Annotated in this window: 17 protein-coding genes and 3 tRNA genes; 4 read left to right on the plus strand and 16 right to left on the minus strand. The window is 48.5% G+C overall.

Annotation, left to right across the window (positions count from 1 at the left end; all coding sequences use genetic code 11):
- Positions 1-68: 68 nt before the first annotated feature.
- From ACTNEN_RS08240 to ACTNEN_RS08305, 14 genes are all read right to left on the minus strand, one after another.
- Positions 69-140: transfer RNA gene (locus tag ACTNEN_RS08240), tRNA-Gly, on the minus strand.
- A 131-nt stretch (positions 141-271) separates the two neighbouring features.
- Positions 272-344, minus strand: a tRNA-Phe gene (locus ACTNEN_RS08245).
- 6 nt (positions 345-350) lie between these two features.
- A tRNA-Gly gene (locus tag ACTNEN_RS08250) sits at positions 351-421 on the minus strand.
- A gap of 122 nt (positions 422-543) precedes the next feature.
- Entirely contained in the window at positions 544-2637 is a 2094-nt protein-coding gene (locus ACTNEN_RS08255; protein ID WP_441205751.1) for a glycoside hydrolase family 13 protein, read from the minus strand.
- Positions 2638-2669: 32 nt separating this feature from the next.
- Positions 2670-3215 (minus strand): hypoxanthine phosphoribosyltransferase, encoded by a 546-nt coding sequence (gene hpt / locus ACTNEN_RS08260; RefSeq protein ID WP_441205753.1) that lies wholly within the window; start codon positions 3213-3215, stop codon positions 2670-2672.
- The gene (gene tilS / locus ACTNEN_RS08265; RefSeq protein WP_441205755.1) at positions 3212-4261 is read right to left on the minus strand and encodes a tRNA lysidine(34) synthetase TilS; all 1050 of its coding nucleotides are present in this window, start codon (positions 4259-4261) and stop codon (positions 3212-3214) included. The genes hpt and tilS overlap by 4 nt, the downstream gene beginning before the upstream one ends.
- A gap of 90 nt (positions 4262-4351) precedes the next feature.
- On the minus strand, positions 4352-4660 hold the full coding sequence (locus tag ACTNEN_RS08270) for an FtsB family cell division protein (protein ID WP_441205756.1): 309 nt from the start codon (positions 4658-4660) through the stop codon (positions 4352-4354).
- Entirely contained in the window at positions 4657-4896 is a 240-nt protein-coding gene (locus tag ACTNEN_RS08275) for an RNA-binding S4 domain-containing protein (protein ID WP_441205758.1), read from the minus strand. Before ACTNEN_RS08275 ends, ACTNEN_RS08270 begins: the two co-directional genes overlap by 4 nt.
- Positions 4897-4900: 4 nt before the next feature.
- Positions 4901-5173 carry an HU family DNA-binding protein gene (locus ACTNEN_RS08280; protein ID WP_441205760.1) on the minus strand — a complete coding sequence of 91 codons (273 nt, stop codon included), beginning with the start codon at positions 5171-5173 and terminating at the stop codon, positions 4901-4903.
- A 160-nt stretch (positions 5174-5333) separates the two neighbouring features.
- On the minus strand, positions 5334-8774 hold the full coding sequence (gene mfd, locus ACTNEN_RS08285; protein WP_441205762.1) for a transcription-repair coupling factor: 3441 nt from the start codon (positions 8772-8774) through the stop codon (positions 5334-5336).
- Positions 8775-9347, minus strand: a complete 573-nt coding sequence (gene pth, locus ACTNEN_RS08290; RefSeq protein WP_441205764.1) for an aminoacyl-tRNA hydrolase — start codon at positions 9345-9347, stop codon at positions 8775-8777. It lies immediately after the preceding gene.
- Positions 9348-9706: 359 nt separating this feature from the next.
- A complete protein-coding gene (spoVG, locus tag ACTNEN_RS08295; protein ID WP_441205765.1) occupies positions 9707-9991 on the minus strand; it encodes a septation regulator SpoVG in 285 nt (94 codons plus the stop codon).
- 28 nt (positions 9992-10019) lie between these two features.
- A complete protein-coding gene (glgD, locus tag ACTNEN_RS08300; protein ID WP_441205767.1) occupies positions 10020-11141 on the minus strand; it encodes a glucose-1-phosphate adenylyltransferase subunit GlgD in 1122 nt (373 codons plus the stop codon).
- Positions 11138-12412, minus strand: a complete 1275-nt coding sequence (locus tag ACTNEN_RS08305; RefSeq protein WP_441205768.1) for a glucose-1-phosphate adenylyltransferase — start codon at positions 12410-12412, stop codon at positions 11138-11140. The genes glgD and ACTNEN_RS08305 overlap by 4 nt, the downstream gene beginning before the upstream one ends.
- A 302-nt stretch (positions 12413-12714) precedes the next feature.
- Here ACTNEN_RS08305 and asnS point away from each other — a divergent pair, with 302 nt between their 5' ends.
- The 3 genes from asnS to ACTNEN_RS08320 all read left to right on the plus strand — a co-directional run bounded on the left by asnS (position 12715) and on the right by ACTNEN_RS08320 (position 17378).
- Positions 12715-14103 (plus strand): asparagine--tRNA ligase, encoded by a 1389-nt coding sequence (gene asnS, locus ACTNEN_RS08310; protein ID WP_441205769.1) that lies wholly within the window; start codon positions 12715-12717, stop codon positions 14101-14103.
- Between the two features lie 294 nt (positions 14104-14397).
- Positions 14398-15483: a metallophosphoesterase family protein gene (locus ACTNEN_RS08315; RefSeq protein WP_441205770.1), complete on the plus strand. Its 1086-nt coding sequence runs from the start codon at positions 14398-14400 to the stop codon at positions 15481-15483.
- Positions 15480-17378: an ATP-binding protein gene (locus ACTNEN_RS08320; RefSeq protein WP_441205771.1), complete on the plus strand. Its 1899-nt coding sequence runs from the start codon at positions 15480-15482 to the stop codon at positions 17376-17378. Before ACTNEN_RS08315 ends, ACTNEN_RS08320 begins: the two co-directional genes overlap by 4 nt.
- 116 nt (positions 17379-17494) lie before the next feature.
- Here the strand turns inward: ACTNEN_RS08320 and ACTNEN_RS08325 are convergent, their stop codons facing one another.
- Positions 17495-18586, minus strand: coding sequence for a hypothetical protein (locus ACTNEN_RS08325; protein WP_441205772.1), 1092 nt, complete (start codon positions 18584-18586; stop codon positions 17495-17497).
- A 161-nt stretch (positions 18587-18747) separates the two neighbouring features.
- Here ACTNEN_RS08325 and ACTNEN_RS08330 point away from each other — a divergent pair, with 161 nt between their 5' ends.
- Positions 18748-19014, plus strand: a complete 267-nt coding sequence (locus ACTNEN_RS08330) for a hypothetical protein (RefSeq protein WP_441205774.1) — start codon at positions 18748-18750, stop codon at positions 19012-19014.
- A gap of 62 nt (positions 19015-19076) precedes the next feature.
- Here ACTNEN_RS08330 and ACTNEN_RS08335 read toward each other — a convergent pair whose 3' ends face one another.
- Positions 19077-19769: a 5'-methylthioadenosine/adenosylhomocysteine nucleosidase gene (locus ACTNEN_RS08335; RefSeq protein ID WP_441205775.1), complete on the minus strand. Its 693-nt coding sequence runs from the start codon at positions 19767-19769 to the stop codon at positions 19077-19079.
- Position 19770 lies beyond the last annotated feature (1 nt).

The following is a 19770-nucleotide window of genomic DNA, read 5'->3' on the forward strand; positions in this document are numbered from 1 at the left end:
ATAGCATATTTGAGAACAAATTTGAGCAACAAAAAAAGCATCAGAATACTTTCTGATGCTTCATTACAAGCGCGAGACGGGAATCGGACCCGCGACCTTCTCCTTGGCAAGGAGACGTAGTACCACTCTACTACTCGCGCATTATTAATGTCCGTTCAGCTTTCATTTCTGTGAAGAACGACATTATACAAAAGACAAACCATATTGCCGAATGATTTTTATCTATCATGAAATCATAATCTATATCAGCACTCAGCAGATTTATCTTGAGTGCCCAGAACCGGAATCGAACCAGTGACACGAGGATTTTCAGTCCTCTGCTCTACCGACTGAGCTATCTGGGCATCCAGAGCGGGTGATGGGAATCGAACCCACGTATTCAGCTTGGAAGGCTGACATTCTACCGTTGAACTACACCCGCGTCTTCCGTGTCCCTCTCGGTGACACGAATGATATAATATATGAACTTCTGATTTTTGTCAACAGCATTTCAAAAGTTTTTTAAAAAGTTTCCAGTCAATATCTCCGACCAGTTTCTGACCGTTAATTCTCATCCCGCTTTTCCTTTTTGGGATGACAGTTGGCAACATAAATCTTACCACTGTAGGGCTTCATATAGCTCCGCAGCATGCCGCCCTCCGCCTTGCGGTGCGTTGCTCCAGCGTTATATCCAGCAGAGGTAGTATTCAGCACCCGCGTAATTTCCGTGGTATCCAGGATACCCGTACGCCAGACCGGTATGGTCAATGGATACTCCTCCGCACAGCTGTTGATCGCAATCACCGCCACACGGCTGCCATAGATCCGGGCATAGACAATAAAATTGGTGCCTGACATCAGCGGCATCAGAGATCCGTACTTAAGCTCCGGATATCCGTTATGCGTGTTTGCCAGATATTTATGATACTCCAGAAGCTCAAAGTCCTCATGCTTCCACGGAAATGTCCGCCGGGAGTCAGGCTCTGTCCATCCCACCATACCAACTTCATCTCCATAGTACAGCGTTGGTGCGCCAGGCCAGGTCATCTGGATCATCGCGCCCAGACGATACAGCGGCACATTGATATTTTCTCCCGCAGCTTCCGGACCCATCTGTGCCACTCTGCCCACAGTCATATTGGTACGCGTCATGAAACGGGAATGATCATGGTTGGAAAGCTGATTCATGGACGACATAATGCTGATCTCCGGCATCCTCGCCATATTATACAGCATGGAGCTGAAAAATCTCCCGCCGTCTCCACGCAGCAGGTCATTGCGGCTGTCACTGTGCTTCTCCATCCCGGTCAGGAACCATGTAACCGGCTCCATAAACGCATCATAATTCATGACCGTATCCCATTCATCCCCCCGGAGCCACGGATAAGGATCTCCGTAATGCTCGGCAATGATGCATGCCTCCGGATTTGCCATACGCACCGCCTTTCGGAATTTTTTCCAGAAGCAATGGTTATAATCTGCGCTGTGTCCAAGATCCGCCGCGACATCCAGTCTCCATCCGTCACAGCAGTAGGGCTTGGAAACCCATTTACGCGCTATCCTGAGAATCTCCTCCTCCAGCTTGCTCGATCCCTCGTAGTTAAGCTTTGGCAGAGTATCATTCCCCCACCACTTCTCATAGCTGTCATTGTTAGGCCACGCCGCAGGATCATCCCTGGAAAATAAAAAATAGGGGTGGTAGGGACTCTCACGAGACTCATATGCGCCCGGTTCATATTCATTGGACATATCCGTATGATCATAGAATCCGCTTTTGTTCATCCACTTGTTAAAGGAACCGCAGTGATTAAAGACACCGTCAATAATCACCCGCATGCCCCGTTTATGGCACGCCTCTACAAAATGTATAAACAGCTCATCGGAGGCACGGAGATTCTCTTGATTTGTCGTCCGAATCCGGTATTTGGATGCATGCCGGTTGTCAAAATCTTGTTCTCCCAGAACTTCTCCTCCATCATATACAATTTTACCGATATGCGGATCTATATGGTCATAGTCCTGCGTATCGTATTTATGATTTGAAGGTGACACAAATAAAGGATTAAAGTATATGACCTTAACGCCAAGCTGTGACAGATAATCCAGCTTGTCCCAGACACCCTGGATATCACCTCCGTAAAAACGGTGTACATCAAAGGCCTCTATCGGAGCATCCCAGTCATGAACATTTACCACGGGTTTCCCGAGGTAGATGTATTCGCGGTCTAACACGTTGTTGTCCGGATCTCCGTTGTTAAAGCGGTCGATCATAATCTGATACATCACCGCGCCCTTAAGCCACCCCGGTACATGAAATCCCGGAATCAGCTGAAAGGCATACTCCTTGTCCATATTGCTGTTTACGCCGAGGCGGTTATAGTGGATCCTTTCCTCATGCTTCTGGATATAAAACGTATAGCTTACCGTATCCCTGCCGATTCTCAGCTGATATTCGTAATAATCAAAGTACGTATCTGAGAACGCCAGAGTCATGGTATGCGTTTCATTGCATTCGTGAAAGTGAATATAGACCGAGTCCACATCTCCTTTCAGTGTTCGGAAGCGGATTCTTATGTTGTCACCTGGATCAGGCTCCTGCGGACTCCGGTATTCATCACTGCCAGAGGTATAGAGACCGTCCCAGTTTATACTACTCATTTCCATCTGTTAAAAACAACCCTATCCTGAATTTACTGTTTCTCCTGCGGATCATCAAATTCCACCACACCAATGTATGGCAGATTGCGGTAATGCTGATCATAGTCAAGTCCGTATCCGACAACAAATTCGTCCGGGATTTCAAAGCAGGAGTACCGGACCGGCACCTCCTTCTCCCGACGGGATGGCTTATTGAGCAGCGTGCAGATCTCAATGGAATTCGGCTTCCGCTCCCGTAAAATGCGGGAAAGATGATTCAGCGTATGACCCGTATCAATGATGTCCTCGACAATCATGACATTTTTCCCTTCCAGCGGCTCATCCAGGTCCTTTACAATCTTAACAATACCGCTGGAGGTCGTACCGGAGCCATAGCTGGATACCGACATAAAATCCATAGTGACATCGGTATCATGGATTCTCTTGGCAAGCTCACACATAAACATAGCTCCGCCCTTAAGGATACAGATCAGATGGAGCGATCTGCCACGATACTCCTCGCTGATCTGATCCGCGATTTCCGTAATCCTCGCTTCAATCTGCTCCTCTGGAATCAATATTCTGACATGCTCACTCATGATTTCTTTCTCCTTTTCATGCTAATAATCTCACGGTTTACTCTAAGGATCAGCCGCTTCTTACGTATGTCGGCACTCATATGGTACGGGAGATCCAGGTGCGCCCCTCCCTGCCTAAAAAGAAGCGCATCCATATCTTCAAAATGCACAGATCCCCAGTCCTTAAGAGGCGTTTTAAGTCTATGCACAAGTTCTGCCAATATATATTTTCTAACGATCGGTGCCTGCTCCCGGAGACTCTCCAGCGAAACAGAAATTTCCCGTAAGGTTCCGTCTTCCGGGACACCGATACTGCTTTTATGATCTACATAGCCCCGGGCGATCTGCAGGAAATACGCATCCGACTCCCGGAGAAGCTCCGCAGTACGTGCAATATGCTGCACAGCCTGTGCGTTGATTGCCTCAAGCTCCGGCAGCACTGCTGCCCGGATCCGGTTCCGTGTGTATGCAAGATCCTGATTTGTAGAATCGGTAACATAGGTAAGTCCCGCGGCTGTAAGCGCTTCCAGGATCTCCGCTCGGGTTAAGCATAATAACGGTCGGATCACATCCTCATGCACGGCGCCCATCCCCGCAAGTCCGCGGAGTCCAGAGCCCCGCACAAGATTATGCAGCACCGTTTCCGCCTGATCATCCATATGATGAGCAACGGCAATCCTGACACGTCTTCCGCTTAGCTCCTGCTGCCGAAGCTTTGCCTCACGAAGCGCACGATATCTTAGCTCCCGCGCCGCCTCCTCAAGGCTCTGTCCGGAAGCTGCACTCCAGGAGGGCGCATCCACCCGGTACTCCCGGAACGGAATCTCCATCCGCTGCGCAAGCTCTCTCGCAAACGCAAGATCCCGGTCTGCTTCTGCCCCGCGGATTCCATGATGCACATGTACAGCACTGACCGATATCCCAAGCTCCGCGCTCAGCTCCTTAAGGATATAGAGGAGAAAAACGGAGTCCGGACCACCGCTTAAGCCCACAAGCACCAGATCCCCGGGATCCAGCATCCTGTTTCTTATTATAAATGTCTTTACCCTCTTACGTATACTATCCATGAAACATTCGCTGATTTTATCACAAAAAGATTCTATCACAAAAAAAGAGGGAGGAAAATAATTTCCAACCTCTTCTTTTCTGTTTTCTGATTAGTTTTCCGGCCGTACTATGATTTCATCCGGCATCTTCAGTCCAAAAATTTCCCGGGCCTTTTCCATAACATATTCCTTGGTCTTGACATAGACCTTTTTTTCTTCCAGCTCACGGGAATGCTCCTGCTCGTCGGCAATCGCCGCATCCAGGCTTTCCTCCTGCCGCTGATACTCACGGTCCTGCTGCCGCAGTGTCGAACCACGGAAAAAAACGGCAATTGCAAGAAACAGAACGACGACAATTATGCCAAGCATCGCAGCCCGGTTGTCCAGGCGTCCTCTCCTTTGTTTCTTACGCTCACTCATATATATTTAAACAATTCTCCGGCATCATTTTTGCGAATGCTTTCTGCTACGGAGATCACCTCCGCCTTTACAGCCTTCTCACCAAAGCGAATCTCAAGGATATCTCCCACCTTAACATCATAGGATGCCCGCTGCACTCTGCCATTAACGCTGACTCTGCCGGCATCACAAGCCTCATTGGCTACGGTACGCCTTTTAATCAGTCTCGATACCTTGAGATATTTGTCAAGCCTCATGAGATCAGTTAACCCGGTCCTTAAGAGCCTTACCAGCCTTAAATCTCGGAGCCTTGGAAGCAGCAATGCTCATGGTCTCACCGGTTCTCGGGTTTCTACCCTCACGAGCGGATCTCTCGGACACATCAAATGTACCAAAGCCGATCAGCTGAACCTTATCGCCATTAGCAAGTGCATCTGAAATTGCATCAAAAACAGCCTTAACCGCTGCCTCAGCGTCCTTCTTGGAAAGGTCTGCATTCTTTGCAACCTCTGCAACTAATTCCATTCTATTCATGGTATTGTCCTCCGTATCTGCACCTGATGTTTATTTTATCTGTATCTGTCAGAAATCACCAGGAGCGTATTTATCTTGCGTTTAATACGCTAGAATTATATCTTTGAAATATGAGCGTGTCAATCTATACCGCAGAGCCACGCCCATAAGACCGCTTTTCTTAAGGATTTGTAAGCTTCTTATCCTCACCATCCTTCTTAAGCTCAATCATATGAAGCAAAAGCTCTATATGCTCTATCGTCTTGTCATAGCTCCATTTAGGTTCCGCAGTATTCCTCGCCTGGAAGCGGAACATCGGCGCGGAACCGCCTGCGAATGTCAGCTGCCCATGACAGAGCTCCACTGCCTTCGGGACTGCTGCGACATTGATTTCCGCCTGCGGATTCATCCGAAGCACATAGCTTCCCCTGCCGACATTCACTTCTGTCACAAAGCAGCGATGCGCATCCGCCTTGAGACGGGCGATCTTTAACAGATTTTCCACCTGCACTGGGAGATTGCCAAAACGATCGATGAGCTCGTCCTGCATATCCATATAGTCCTCCTCCGACTCGATGGCGGAGATCCGTTTATAGACATCCAGCTTCTGCGCTTCATCCGTAATATAGCTGTTGGGGATATACGCATCGATGTTGCATTCCACCTGTGTCTCAAATTCTGCTGCCTGTACCGGCTGGCCCTTGGCTTCCAGCACCGCCTGATTAAGGAGCTTGCAGTAAAGGTCATATCCCACTGCCTGCATATGACCGTGCTGCTCCGCACCGAGCACATTGCCCGCTCCCCGGATTTCCAGATCACGCATTGCAATCCGGATACCGGAGCCAAGCTGGGTAAACTCCTTGATCGCTTTAAGACGTTTCTCGGATTCCTCCGTCAGGAGTTTGCCTCTCCGGTACATGAGAAACGCATACGAGGTTCTCGAGGAACGTCCGACTCTGCCCCGGAGCTGATACAGCTGGCTTAGCCCCATCCGATCCGCATCATCAATAATCAGCGTATTGGCATTGGGGATATCCAGTCCAGTCTCAATAATCGTTGTGGATACCAGGACGTCAATCTCTCCGTTAATGAAATCCAGCATAATATTTTCCAGCTGGGTTTCCGACATCTGTCCGTGCGCATACTCTACATGGGCATCCGGGACCAGCTGCTGCACATGCGCCGCGATGTCCGCAATGTTGTTGACACGGTTATGAACATAGTATACCTGCCCGCCCCGCGCAGTTTCCCTGCGGATTGCCTCCCGCACAAGTTCATCATTATACTCCATAACATAGGTCTGAATCGGCAGACGGTCAATCGGAGGCTCCTCCAGCACTGACATATCCCGGATCCCGACAAGAGACATATGCAGTGTCCGTGGAATTGGGGTCGCTGTCAGCGTAAGCACATCGACATTTTCCTTGAGTCTCTTGATTTTTTCCTTGTGCGTCACGCCGAAACGCTGCTCCTCATCAATGATCAGAAGTCCAAGATCCTTAAACTCCACATCCTTTGATAAGAGCCGGTGGGTACCGATCACGACATCCACCTTGCCTGCCTTCAGCTCCTTCAGCGACTGCTTGATCTGCTGCGGCGTACGGAAACGGCAGAGCAGGGCAACATTCACAGGAAATCCCTTCATGCGCTCCACAAAGGTATTATAGATCTGCTGCGCGAGGATCGTGGTCGGTACAAGATAGGCGACCTGCTTACTATCCTGAACTGCTTTAAAGGCCGCCCGGAGTGCGACCTCTGTCTTGCCGTAGCCAACATCCCCACAGATCAGACGGTCCATGATCCTGCTGCTCATCATATCCTGCTTGGTAGCATCAATTGCAAGCAGCTGATCCGCCGTCTCTTCATAAGGAAACATTTCCTCAAATTCCTTCTGCCAGACCGTATCCGGGCCAAAACAAAAGCCCTTGGCATTTTGCCGCGCCGCATAAAGCTTTACAAGATCCTGCGCGATCTCCTGCACTGCATGCCGTACCCTGGTCCTGGTTTTCTGCCACTCAGTGCTGTTAAGCTTATTAAGCTTCGGGCGTTTGCCCTCGGCACTGGAATATTTCTGGATACCCTCAAGTCGGGTTGCCGGCAGATACAGATTGCCGCCATCACCATACTCTACTTTAATGTAATCCTTGGTAATGCCCTCGCTTGTGATCCTTTCTATGCCCCGGTAGATACCGATTCCATGGCTCTCATGAACCACATAGTCTCCCGGTACAAGCTCGGACAGCTTGGCAACCTGATATTTTTCACGGGATTTCTGTTTCTGCTTTTTCCGGGCTTCCGCGGTATTGCCAAACATGTCGGACTCGGTCAGCAGCACCAGCTTCCCTTCGTTGTACCGGAATCCCGTATGGAGATATCCCGCCAGTACCTTGATCGCTCCGCGGTTTTCCTCCTGCTCCTTTTCATTTTCATCCGGACAGTAGGCACGGAGGTCATAATCCCGAAGCTGCTGTGCAAGTCTGGATGCGCGAGTGCGGGATGCCGCGAGGAGAATCACCTCATACTGCTCCTGCTGCCAGTGCATAAGATCCTGCCGGAGCAGGTCGAAGCTTGACTTATAGGCACTGACATCCGCAGTCTCCAGTCGGATGCTCTGTCTTGCAGGAAATTCCGATACCGTATTTCCGAGCATCGATAGCGCAACGGTACGCGGACCATACAGGCGATCCATGATGCTGTCAATGCCATAGATCAGCTCTGCCGGATCCTCCTTACCGCCCTCCGCATCCATGCCAAGCGACTCGAGCGCCAGCGCATCCTTAAGCTTTCCATGCTTGTGAACAGCATCCACCCGGGCTTCAAAGCTCTCATTAAACTCTTCCTCTACCGCCTGACCGCGGGCCTTCAGCCGATCCGGCTCATCCAGTATAATGACAGCATCCTCTCCAAAGTAATCCAGGAGACTGACCTCGCGGTTTCTCCCCCGATGCTCTGCCTTATCCGTTGCCGGGTAAATTTCCACGCGGTCCAGCACATTCTCCATCGAACGCTGGGACTCGACATCAAACTCCCGCATGTTGTCAATCTCCGTATCCCAGAATTCCACCCGGATCGGATGCTCCGATGTGAATGGATATATGTCCACAATTCCGCCGCGGATGGCAAACTCTCCCATTGCCTCCACTTCAGGAAGCCGCGTATATCCAAGCTTAGTAAGCTTCGTTGCAAGTGCATTGAGCTCCATAACAGCCCCGGGCTCAAGCGTAAGCACTGACTCGCTGAATTCTTCCCGTTTCGGAATCTTATCCATCAGAGCATCGATGGTCGTAACGATGGTGCCGCGTTCATCCTCAATATAATGCTTGATCACCTCCACTCGCTGCCGCGTGATCAGCGTTCCCTGGGTATCCGCCTGATAAAACAAGAAGTCCTTAGCCGGATAGTACCAGGTATTTCCTGTGATGGAGCGAATGTCTTTTTCCAGCATTTTGGCGCGTGGTTCATCGGCAGTAATCACAAGACGCCAGCGAGCCTCATACAGAGCGGAAACCAGCAGCGCCTTGACCGAATCTACAGGTCCGATCACAGAAACCGGTCCCTGTGCGCTTTTTACCGCCTGCTCTATATACCGGACCGTATCTGTTTTTTCGATTGGATTAAGCATTTATACCTTCTTTGTATTGTACAGGCTCATAGATTTTTCCACGCCTTTTTCAATAATGTCAATGCATGCCTCTGCGCCCTTCTGATACATCTCTTGCATTGTCGTTTCATCCTCTGCAGAAAACCCGGACAGTACATGATCTGCAAGATCCATCTTTTCCGGCTTCATGCCGACACCGATCCTGACCCGTACAAACTGCTCAGAGCCAAGGGATGCGATAATCGACTTAAGCCCGTTATGACCACCAGCCGAGCCGCTTGGCCGGATCCGCATCCGTCCTACATCCAGATTGATATCATCACAGAGCACTATTACATGCTCCGCGGGTATTTTAAAAAAGTTTGCGAGCGGCGCAATGCAGTTGCCGGAAAGATTCATATACGTAAGCGGTTTTACGATAATAACCGGTTCCATCCCAATCCGTGTTTTAGTAAAAACGCCGTTAAATTTCGTATCATTTAATTTTAAGTCTCCCAGCTTTTGAAGCAGCGCATCCACCGCTGCAAAGCCCGTATTATGGCGAGTTCCGGTATATTTTTTTTCTGGATTTCCCAGACCTGCAATCAGATACATGATTTCTCCTTTTATCTACTTTTATACACGACATAAGTCCCGCATACCTCCCCAAGGGGGTATCCGGGATCTGAAACGTGTACTTTTTTATTGAGTTAAACGGAATTTTGTTTAAAAGTCAAGATCTAAATGAACGGATGAAAATTTTAGTCAAGGACGGGGATACAAATTGGTCGACAGTAAAACTGGCTGCCGCAGATCTGCGGCAGCCAGTATATCATTACTCACCCTTGCGGGCCCCTCTTAAAATAGATTCAGGAATCTATCTGCTATGCTTTTGTAAGCTCACTTTATCATCGTTCTGTATCATGATTTATTTATTATATTATCAGAAGCATGATATAGTGCTCTTTAATTACTTAGCCGTTGGCATAGCCCTCGGTTTCCTCAATCAGATCCGCCTGATACTTATCCAGAATCAGCCTCTGGATTTCCTCTCTTGTAGAAGATTTAATCGGGTGCGCGATGTCTCGGTATTCACCGTCTGCGGTTTTACGGGATGGCATTGCGATAAAGAGACCCTTCTCTCCTTCAATGACCTTGATATCATGGATTACAAACTCATTGTCAAAGGTAATGGATACAATGGCCTTCATCTTGCCTTCCTTATCAACCTTGCGGATCCGTACATCTGTAACCTGCATATTGACACCTCCTGCTGCCTGCTGCTCCTTACATGGTATATCTCTCGTTCTTCTCTATTACGATCTTTACGTCATCCGGAGTACCAATGTACGTTGTGTTGGCACGGATTGTGTCTCTGCTCTCAACAATACAGTTTTCAATGACGGTATTGTCCCCGATATATACATCATTGAGAATGATGGAATTTTTAATCACGCAATTGTTGCCTACATATACCTTACGGAACAGCACAGAATTCTCTACTGAACCATTGATAATACATCCGCTCGCAAGAATCGAATTTTTGACGCTGCTGTCCGGATTGTACTTTGCAGGAGGATTGTCTGCCAGCTTTGTGTAAATGCCCGGCTGCTGTTTAAAGAAATAGTTACGGAGATCCCTGTTAAGGAAGTCCATATTGGTCTTGTAATATGACTCTACGGATGCGATATTGCTCCAGTAGCTGTCCATCTTGTAGGCATAGATCCTCTTGATGTTCTTGTACCGTACCAGGATGTCCTTTACAAAATCATATCTGTCCTCATCGTTTGCCTTTTCCAGAAGCTCGATCAGCTGACGTCTGCGGATAACATAGATACCGCAGGAAATGATATTGGCGTCGGTAGCAACCGGTTTCTCCTCAAACTCAACGATACGGCCATCGTCATTTACCTTAATGCATCCAAAGCGGGAAACATCCTCGTCAGGATCCATCTGCTTGCAGACAACGGTAATGTCCGCCTTCTTTTCAATATGGTACTCGAGTACCTTGCCATAGTCGAGCTTATAAATACCATCGCCGGACGCAATGATGACATACGGCTCATGAGACTGCTTTAAAAATGTCAGGTTCTGATACAAGGCGTCTGCTGTACCGCGGAACCAGTCGCTGCGCTGTGCCGTAATGGTCGGTGTATAGACATAGAGTCCGCCCTGCTTCCGTCCGAAATCCCACCATTTGGAGGAGGACAGATGCTGGTTCAATGATCCCGAGTTATACTGGGTGAGGACTGCAACCTTCTGAACATGAGAGTTGGACATATTGGAAAGTGCAAAGTCAATGGCACGGAAGCTGCCTGCCACCGGCATCGCCGCGATGGCTCTCTTGTTGGACAGCTCTCTCATTCGCTTGTTGTTGCCGCCTGCTAAAATAATACCAATTGCTCTCATAATCTCTCGTCCTCCTTAATGATCGCTCCACCGCTTGGAAGTAATCCTTCAGGATAATCCTCAGCTGTCGTTACGCCATAAATTGCAGTATTTCTGCCGACCTTTACATGATCGGGAATAACTGAATTTTCACCGATCGTAACAAGATCCGCATTATATACCCTCTGATCATATACGGAAGGAGCAAACTCTCCGACACCGATTTCGCAGTTCTCACCGATGACGACATTTTCCGCGACGATTGCCTTATCCAGTCTTGCTCCCGCCTTAACCACGGTATTGGCCATGATGATGCAGTCCTGTACAAAAGCGCCGGCCTCAATCGTTACACCTGCACTGATGACGGAATTATGAACCTCGCCAAAAATCTCACAGCCCTCGGATACAATGGATCTCTCTACCCTGGCATCCTCCGAAATATACTGCGGTGCCGCGGTATCCGTCTGTGTGTAAATCTTCCAATACTCCTCATAGAGATTAAACTCCGGAATGATCGCAACCAGCTCCATATTTGCCTGCCAGTAGGACTGCAGTGTCCCTACGTCCTTCCAGTAGCCGTTAAACTCATAGGCATAGATCAGATTTTGATTTTCAAAAAGATAAGGAATAATGTGCTTGCCAAAATCACACTCCGGCACATCCTTATTTTTAATCAGCGCATCTCTCAGCACCTTCCAGGTAAAGATATAGATACCCATGGATGCCAGATTGCTCTTCGGCTCCTTAGGTTTCTCCTGGAAATCAATGATCCGGTTGTTTTCATCGGTGACAGTGATACCAAAGCGGCTTGCCTCCTCCATCGGAACCGGCATGGACGCAATGGTCAGATCTGCCTTCATCGCCTTGTGGTACTCCAGCATCACTTCATAGTCCATCTTATAAATATGATCGCCGGAAAGAATCAAAACATAATCCGGATCATACTGATCGATGTAGCGGATGTTCTGATAAATGGCATTGGCTGTACCGGAAAACCAGTTGGAGCCACTCTGGGATTCATATGGCTGCAGAACAGTCACACCGCCTCTGTTACGGTCAAGATCCCATGGAATACCGATTCCGATATGGGCGTTAAGACGTAACGGCTGATACTGCGTAAGTACGCCAACCGTATCGACTCCTGAGTTGATACAATTGGATAGAGGAAAATCAATAATAGAATATTTTCCGCCAAAGGATACTGCCGGTTTTGCAACATTTTTTGTGAGTACACCAAGGCGGGAACCCTGGCCGCCAGCCAACAGCATGGCGATCATTTCTTTTTTAATCACGTCTTCACCTCTCTAGTATGTATTGCAAGAACTTCTAGCTTTTAATATTATAGCACCGAATGAATTTTATGTGAACATAATAAACAGCAATATTTACCTAAGATATTAAAAATTCCAGGACTCTTTTAGGCATTTTTATGATTTACGTAAATATTGACATGCTGCATTTAAGCATTATATCTTAAAGTCATTTCAAAAATGCACAGATATTCACAGAGGCAAGATTCTGCCGTGAAGCGTTGAAATGGCAGGGAATATCAAGTATAATATTTACGTTTATCTTATGAATTGAGGGGTGCATTATGGACATCTTAACCTTGAGGGAAATATTTAAAAAGAAAGAGCAGTATTATGATAAAGAGGTGACCGTTGGCGGCTGGGTTCGTTCTAACCGTGACTCCAAGTCCTTTGGCTTCCTGGTCATTTCCGATGGTACCTTTTTTACACCGCTGCAGGTGGTCTATCATGATGATATGCAGAATTTCGCCGAGACTGCCAAGCTTGGCGTTGGCGCTGCAGTCATCGTAAAGGGCAAGCTGATTGCCACGCCGGACGCAAAGCAGCCGTTTGAGGTACAGGCATCCGAGGTAACGCTCGAGGGTGCAACCACTCCGGATTATCCGCTCCAGAAAAAGCGGCACACACTTGAATATCTCCGTACCATGGCGCATCTCCGCCCGAGAACCAATACCTTCCAGGCGGTATTCCGTGTGCGCTCCCTCATCGCCTATGCCATCCATGTATTTTTCCAGGAGAGAGGCTTTGTATATGTGCACACTCCACTGATCACGGCATCCGATGCCGAGGGTGCCGGCGAGATGTTCCAGGTCACCACGCTGCCACTGGATCAGGTTCCGATGACCGACGGCAAGGTGGACTATACGCAGGACTTCTTTAATAAAAAGACCTCTCTTACCGTATCCGGACAGCTCAACGGTGAAACGTTTGCGCAGGCCTTCCGTAACATCTATACCTTTGGTCCGACCTTCCGCGCGGAGAACTCCAACACACAGCGTCATGCCGCAGAGTTCTGGATGATCGAACCGGAAATTGCCTATGCGGATCTTGATGATGTCATTCAGCTGGAGGAGGATATGCTGAAGTTCATCATTCAGTATGTACTGGACAACGCTCCGGAGGAAATGGCATTTTTTAACCAGTTTGTAGACAAGGGACTCCTGGACAGACTGCATCATGTACTGAACTCCGAGTTCGGACGTGTCACCTATACCGAGGCTGTGGACATCCTGAAGCAGCACAATGATGAGTTTGACTATAAGGTTGCGTGGGGTATTGATCTCCAGACAGAGCATGAGAGATACCTTACAGAAAAGATTTATAAGCGCCCGCTGTTTGTGACCGACTATCCTAAGGATATCAAGGCATTCTATATGAAGCAGAATCCGGATGGCAAGACGGTTGCCGCCGTAGATTGTCTGGTTCCCGGTGTTGGCGAGATCATGGGCGGTTCCCAGCGTGAGGAGGATTACGACAAGCTGGTGAATCGTATGAAGGAGCTCGGCATGGATCTCGACCAGTATAAGTTCTATCTGGATCTGAGAAAATACGGCACAACACACCATGGCGGTTTTGGTCTCGGCTTTGAGCGTGCAGTAATGTACATCACAGGCATGCAGAATATCCGCGATGTACTGCCATTCCCGAGAACCGTCGGTAACTGCGATATCTGATTTCTGTAAATTCGTATCAATAAATATAATAAATATTTAGATGCGATAAGTGAAATCAAATCCATAATACTTTAAAGGCTGAACGCAATCATAAAATTTCAGCATAAAACCACCAGGACTTACAGAGAAATGGTCTCAGAACCGGATGTAGGTCCTGGTTTTTTATAGCATTCGCCTGCACTTTAAAAGAAACGCTTTTTATTGTAAACTAGTTTTGATTTCAAATTTACATAACAGAAGACGCACGCCTCATAAAGCGGGGCGGCTAAAGAACCGATATCAAAAGGAAAACCTATGCGATTTGTACATACTGCGGATGTCAGCTGGGGCATGACGCCGGACTCGGATATGCCCTGGGGCAAGGATCGTGCCAATGATATCAAGACATCCTTTACTAAAATTATCGACCGCGCAAGAGAGCTGAGCGCGGACTGCCTGTTTATATCCGGTGATCTGTTTCACCGGCAGCCGCTGACCCGGGATCTGAAGGACCTGAATTACCTTTTCAGCACGATTCCGTCCACCCATGTGGTTATCATTGCAGGTAACCGGGATCATATCGAGCAGAATTCCGCGCTCTACAGCTTTGAATGGTGTAAAAATGTAACCTATTTCCTGGAGGATCAGCCGACCTCCGTCTATTTTGACGACATCAATACCGAGATTTTCGGCTTCTCCTACCACAGTAAGGAAATCAGGGACACCATCATTGATGAGATACAGCCGGAGGTAAGCTCACATATCCGTATCCTGATGGCACATGGCGGCGATGCAGAGCACTGTCCCTTTGATGCAGAGCTGCTCTCCCGCCTGCCTTTTGACTACATTGCTCTCGGGCATATCCATAAGCCGGAGGAGGTCGTAGAGCGTAAGGCAGTTTATCCCGGATCTCCGGAGCCTCTGGATCTTACGGAAACCGGTGCGCACGGAATCTATACCGGTGACATCAATCCGATTACGCATCGGGTGCAGAAGCTGGAATTTGAGCCGATCTCTGAAATTTCCTACATCCCATTGCAGGTTAATGTCACAAAGCAGACAGGAAATGAAGAGCTTCTAAAGCTCCTTACCGAGGAAATCCTGAAGCGGGGAAGCCGTAATATTTACCGGATCCGAATTACAGGGAAGCATGATCCGGACACCTGCTTTGATTTAAGCCGCCTGTCTCAGCAATTCCGTATTGTAGAAATTGCCGATGAATCCGAGCCGGAATATGATTTCAATGCGCTCTATCGGGAGCATCCTACCGATATGATCGGCTTTTACATCCGTAAATTTACCCGTGAGGACGGACAGGAGCTGAGCCATGCGGAGCGGCAGGCCCTCTATTATGGCATCAACGCCCTCCTGAAAACGCAGAAGGGAGGCGAGGAAGCATGAAAATCCTTGATCTTACCATCCATGGCTTTGGTAAATTTCATGATAGGAAATTAAGCTTTACCGATGGTCTTAATATTATCTACGGGCACAATGAAGCAGGCAAATCCACGCTTCACTCTTTTCTACGCGCTATGCTCTACGGTATGGAAAAAAAGCCGGGACTTACAAAAAAAAGCGAGCTTTATGAGAAGTATAAACCCTGGGACAATGCTGATGTTTTTGGCGGAGAACTGCGCTTTTCCTGGCAGAGTAAAACCTACCGGGTGATGCGGGATTTCCGAAAGGACCATGAAAGTCTCCGTATTATCAATGAAACGGATCAGACGGAGCTGCGGGAACCGGAAGCCCTGCTGACAGATGCATTGGACGGCGTCACGGAAACCGCGTACAACAACACCGTCTCCATCGGACAGCTGAAATGCCAGACCGGACGGGAAATGGCGCGGGAGCTGAAAAGCTACATTCAAAGCATCCATACGACCGGAGACGCCAACCTCAATGCGGAACGCGCCATTTCGTATCTCCGGAATCAGAAAAATACCATGGAGCAGCGGCTTGTACCGGATGCGGCACGCACCTATACAGCGTTAATCGGTGAGATCCGCAATATTGAACGGGATATTTCACAGCCATCCTATGCAAACCAGCTCAATAAATATAACGAGCTCCGGAATTCTGCCCGGACCGAGCGCACCAGCCGTCAGGCACGGAAGGAGGAGCTGCTGCAGAAGATTGCGCAGTCCGAGCAGGTACTGCAGCAATCCGGTTATAAAAATGAAGCGGAAATTTCAGCCGCCCAGGAAAAGACAGGGGCGCTGTATAAAAGCTTTGAGGAGTCTGTCAAGGAGTCCAAAAAGGCTGTACGAATCATTCTGCCGGTTATGCTTCTTGGACTGAGTGCTCTCTCACTGATGTTTGGTGCAGCTGCCGTCCTGCTTACCGGCAGCTCCGGTATGTCCGGATGGCAGACACTCCTCCCCGGAGTTTCCGCCACGCTCAGTCACATGCGTCTACCCGTGGTACTTGCTGTTTCGCTTCTTTTATGCATCCTGTTTCTGGCTGCAGGGATCACGACCCTCCGGCAGAATCATATGATCCGTAAAAGAGTAGAGGAAACCAGCGCCCAGGCAAAGGAAATCCTTGCGCGGCAGATTGGATGCTCGGATCTTTCGGAGGATGCCATGCATGCGCTGCATAGTCACATGGAGGAGCTTAAGAACGTCTACCACCAGCTCATTGACAATCGGACAGAATTGGCTGCGCTGGATGAGGAGCTTGGCAAGCTTACGGAAGATGAACGGGCATATGACAGCAAGCTGCAGCACCAGCATGAGATGCAGACCGAGCTCGAGGGAAAACTTGAGCATCTTGCCAACATCAAGAACCGTGCCGAGCAGCTGCAAAGGACACTATCAGAAAATGACCATATCACAGGGGAGCTTGATGCTATCAGCCTGGCCATGGAAACCATGTCCGACCTGTCCAAAAGCATACACTCTTCCTTTGGGCATTATCTAAATAAAGAAGCCGGCAGCCTGATTTCCGGGATTACCGGCGGTGCCTATGACTCCATGTGGATTGATAACAGTCTCCGGGTTTATCTTAATACGCCGGATAAGCTGGTACCGATTGAGCATGTTTCCAGCGGCACTATGGACCAGATCTATCTTGCTCTGCGGCTTGCAGCTTCACAGCTTTTACAGACTGGTTCCTCCGAGAAGCTTCCTCTCATTTTTGATGACAGCTTTGCCATGTATGACGAGGATCGTCTGCGGACCGCCATTCACTTTGTCATGCAGGAGTATCCGGGACAGATTCTGCTCTTTACCTGCCACACCCGCGAAGCACGGATTCTGGAGGAGGATCATACCGCGTTTCATCTGATCCGGCTGTAATAAAAAGACTGTCACACCTTTAGATTCTGGTGTGACAGTCTTTTTTCTTGTCTCTCTTTTTTCTTGTCTCTATATCTCTTTGTCTCTGTATTTCCTTATCCCTGGATCCTGCGTTTTTATTTTGCCGGATGATCCAGCTTGCTCACCGCATCTACTATCGATATGGCTTCCTGTTTGTCCAGCATATGACGGATTGTATCGATATCCTTCACATTCATATGTTTCTTACCGAGGAACTGCTCAAACTCGCCGGACAGGCGGAGTGCCTGCTCCTTTTCCCCTGTTTCCAGCGCGCTCCGGGCTTTGGTTGCAGAGGAAAACTCTGCCGCCAGTCTCTCAATGTCCGATCTTGCCGCGCTCTCGATTTCATCTGTGATGATGTTTCTGGTAACCGTCGCAAAGGTGTTTTCCGCGCTCTGCTTCTGTGTGATAATGTCCGTCCGGTCCTGCTGTGCCTTGGCAATATCATCATCATACTCCTGGAGATGATAGCCCTCCTCGTTAGCATCTGTATGAACCGCATGCGCTATGGCGCGAATCTTTCGCCGGTTGGCCTTGATCTGGTTCCGTAATCCTCTCGCCATGCTTATGGCTTCACGGTGCCTCCCATTGGTCTGTCCATTGATAAAAAGATACAGCCCTCCAAGCAGGATAATATCTACAAGATAAATCGGGACAAGATACAGGCTCTGCCGTGATGGAATCATATAATATATCCCGATTGGAATCACCGCAAAGGCAAGTAAAAAGGTTAGTATAAAAATCAGAATTTCCTTAAATCCGCTCGGTTTAAAAAGCCAGTAAAATAAACCTGTATGGGTGAAGATCGGTGCGTGGTCCTGGCTTAAAACTGTCCCTGCCTGCCGCTTCAGTTCCTTGTTTTCTGTAAGAAGTGGTTCCGTTTCCGCCTGAATCCTGCCTTTTATTCCCTCATTCTTTGCTTTTTCCCGGAGTGCAGTCGCCTTTTTAAGCCTTGCCTCTACCTCTTTAATCTGCTGGTCATAGCTTGCAGAGATTTCCGCCTCCCGGGCCTTGAGCGTTTTTTCCGTCTTATCATGCATATCCCGCTTCGCCTGATCCAATGCCCGTGAAGCCTGCTTCTCTACTTCTCTCTGCTTCGTGAGACTTTTTTGTGTTTCATTATATGAAATTACGGCGGTCCGCGCCCGCGTTAGAAATTCCACCGGATTTTCTGTTTCAAGTCCCATATCTGTATCCTCCACCGTGTCTTTACTTTTTACCGTCTTTCATGTAAGGTTAGAGAAATCACTCTTAGATCAGATGGTTTCTATAATTTAGTTATTATAATCATTATTTTTTAACAAATTATGAATAACCTATAGATCTGTGTCAAAAAGGAGGTTTTTACATGTTTCGCATGAGTGGGGCAATTTATAAGGATGGACGGCTGCTTCGGGACTGTGTTTCCCGACAGGAAGATCCTGCAGTTTCACGTACCGGACATGTGCTGACTGCATTAAATGAGATTTGTGAATATCTTGACCTGGCTGTCCCGATCTGGCTGGACCCTAATATCCGGGAATTTCAGCGGAAATCCCGCACACAATTTGATAAGGACTGCTTTATGGAAGAAATTCCCTTTGATTACCTTAAAATTGAAGTAATTGAGGAATGATTTCTCCCTGAAGCAGTCCCATATCTCACGCACGTTGCGATTTGCCCACAGGTCGATAGCATTCACAGCCTGCTCACCAGTGCCTCTGTCAGTCTCACGCAATGCGTAATTGCCTGCTGTTCAAACATCGGATAATCTACCGTAGCGGTATGATCCGCCTTATCGGAAATCGCCCGGATAATCAGAAACGGGACATGGTTAAGATAGGCGATCTGGGCAATCGCGGCGCCCTCCATCTCACAGCACCGTCCCTGAAAATGACGGATAATCCAGTCCTTGGTCTCCGGATCAGAAACAAAACGATCCCCGCTGCAGACTCTCCCGATAAAGGTTTTTATTTCCGGATTTACCCGTCGGTTTTCTTCCTCCGCAATGGCAATCAGCTGATCATCCGCTTTAAATGCCATCGTACCGATTCTCGGGATCTCACCCAGCTGATATCCGAAGTTCGTCGCATCCATATCGTACTGTACCGCATCCTCCGACAGCACAATATCTCCAATATCTATGACCGCATCCAGAGATCCTGCAATGCCGGTATTAATCACATAATCGACATGATACCGGTCAATCAGCACCTGCGTGCAAGCACCGGCATTCACCTTACCGATCCCGGAGCGCACTACAACCACATCCTTATCCGCAAGCTTTCCGGCACAGAACTCCAGATTACCATGCACCTCTGTTACCGCGTCTGTGAGGTCCTCTCTCAGCTTCTCGACCTCTTCATCCATGGCTCCTATTATTCCTATCATT

Source organism: Oribacterium sp. HCP28S3_H8 (assembly GCF_052064775.1).
Classification (GTDB): Bacteria; Bacillota; Clostridia; order Lachnospirales; family Lachnospiraceae; genus Oribacterium.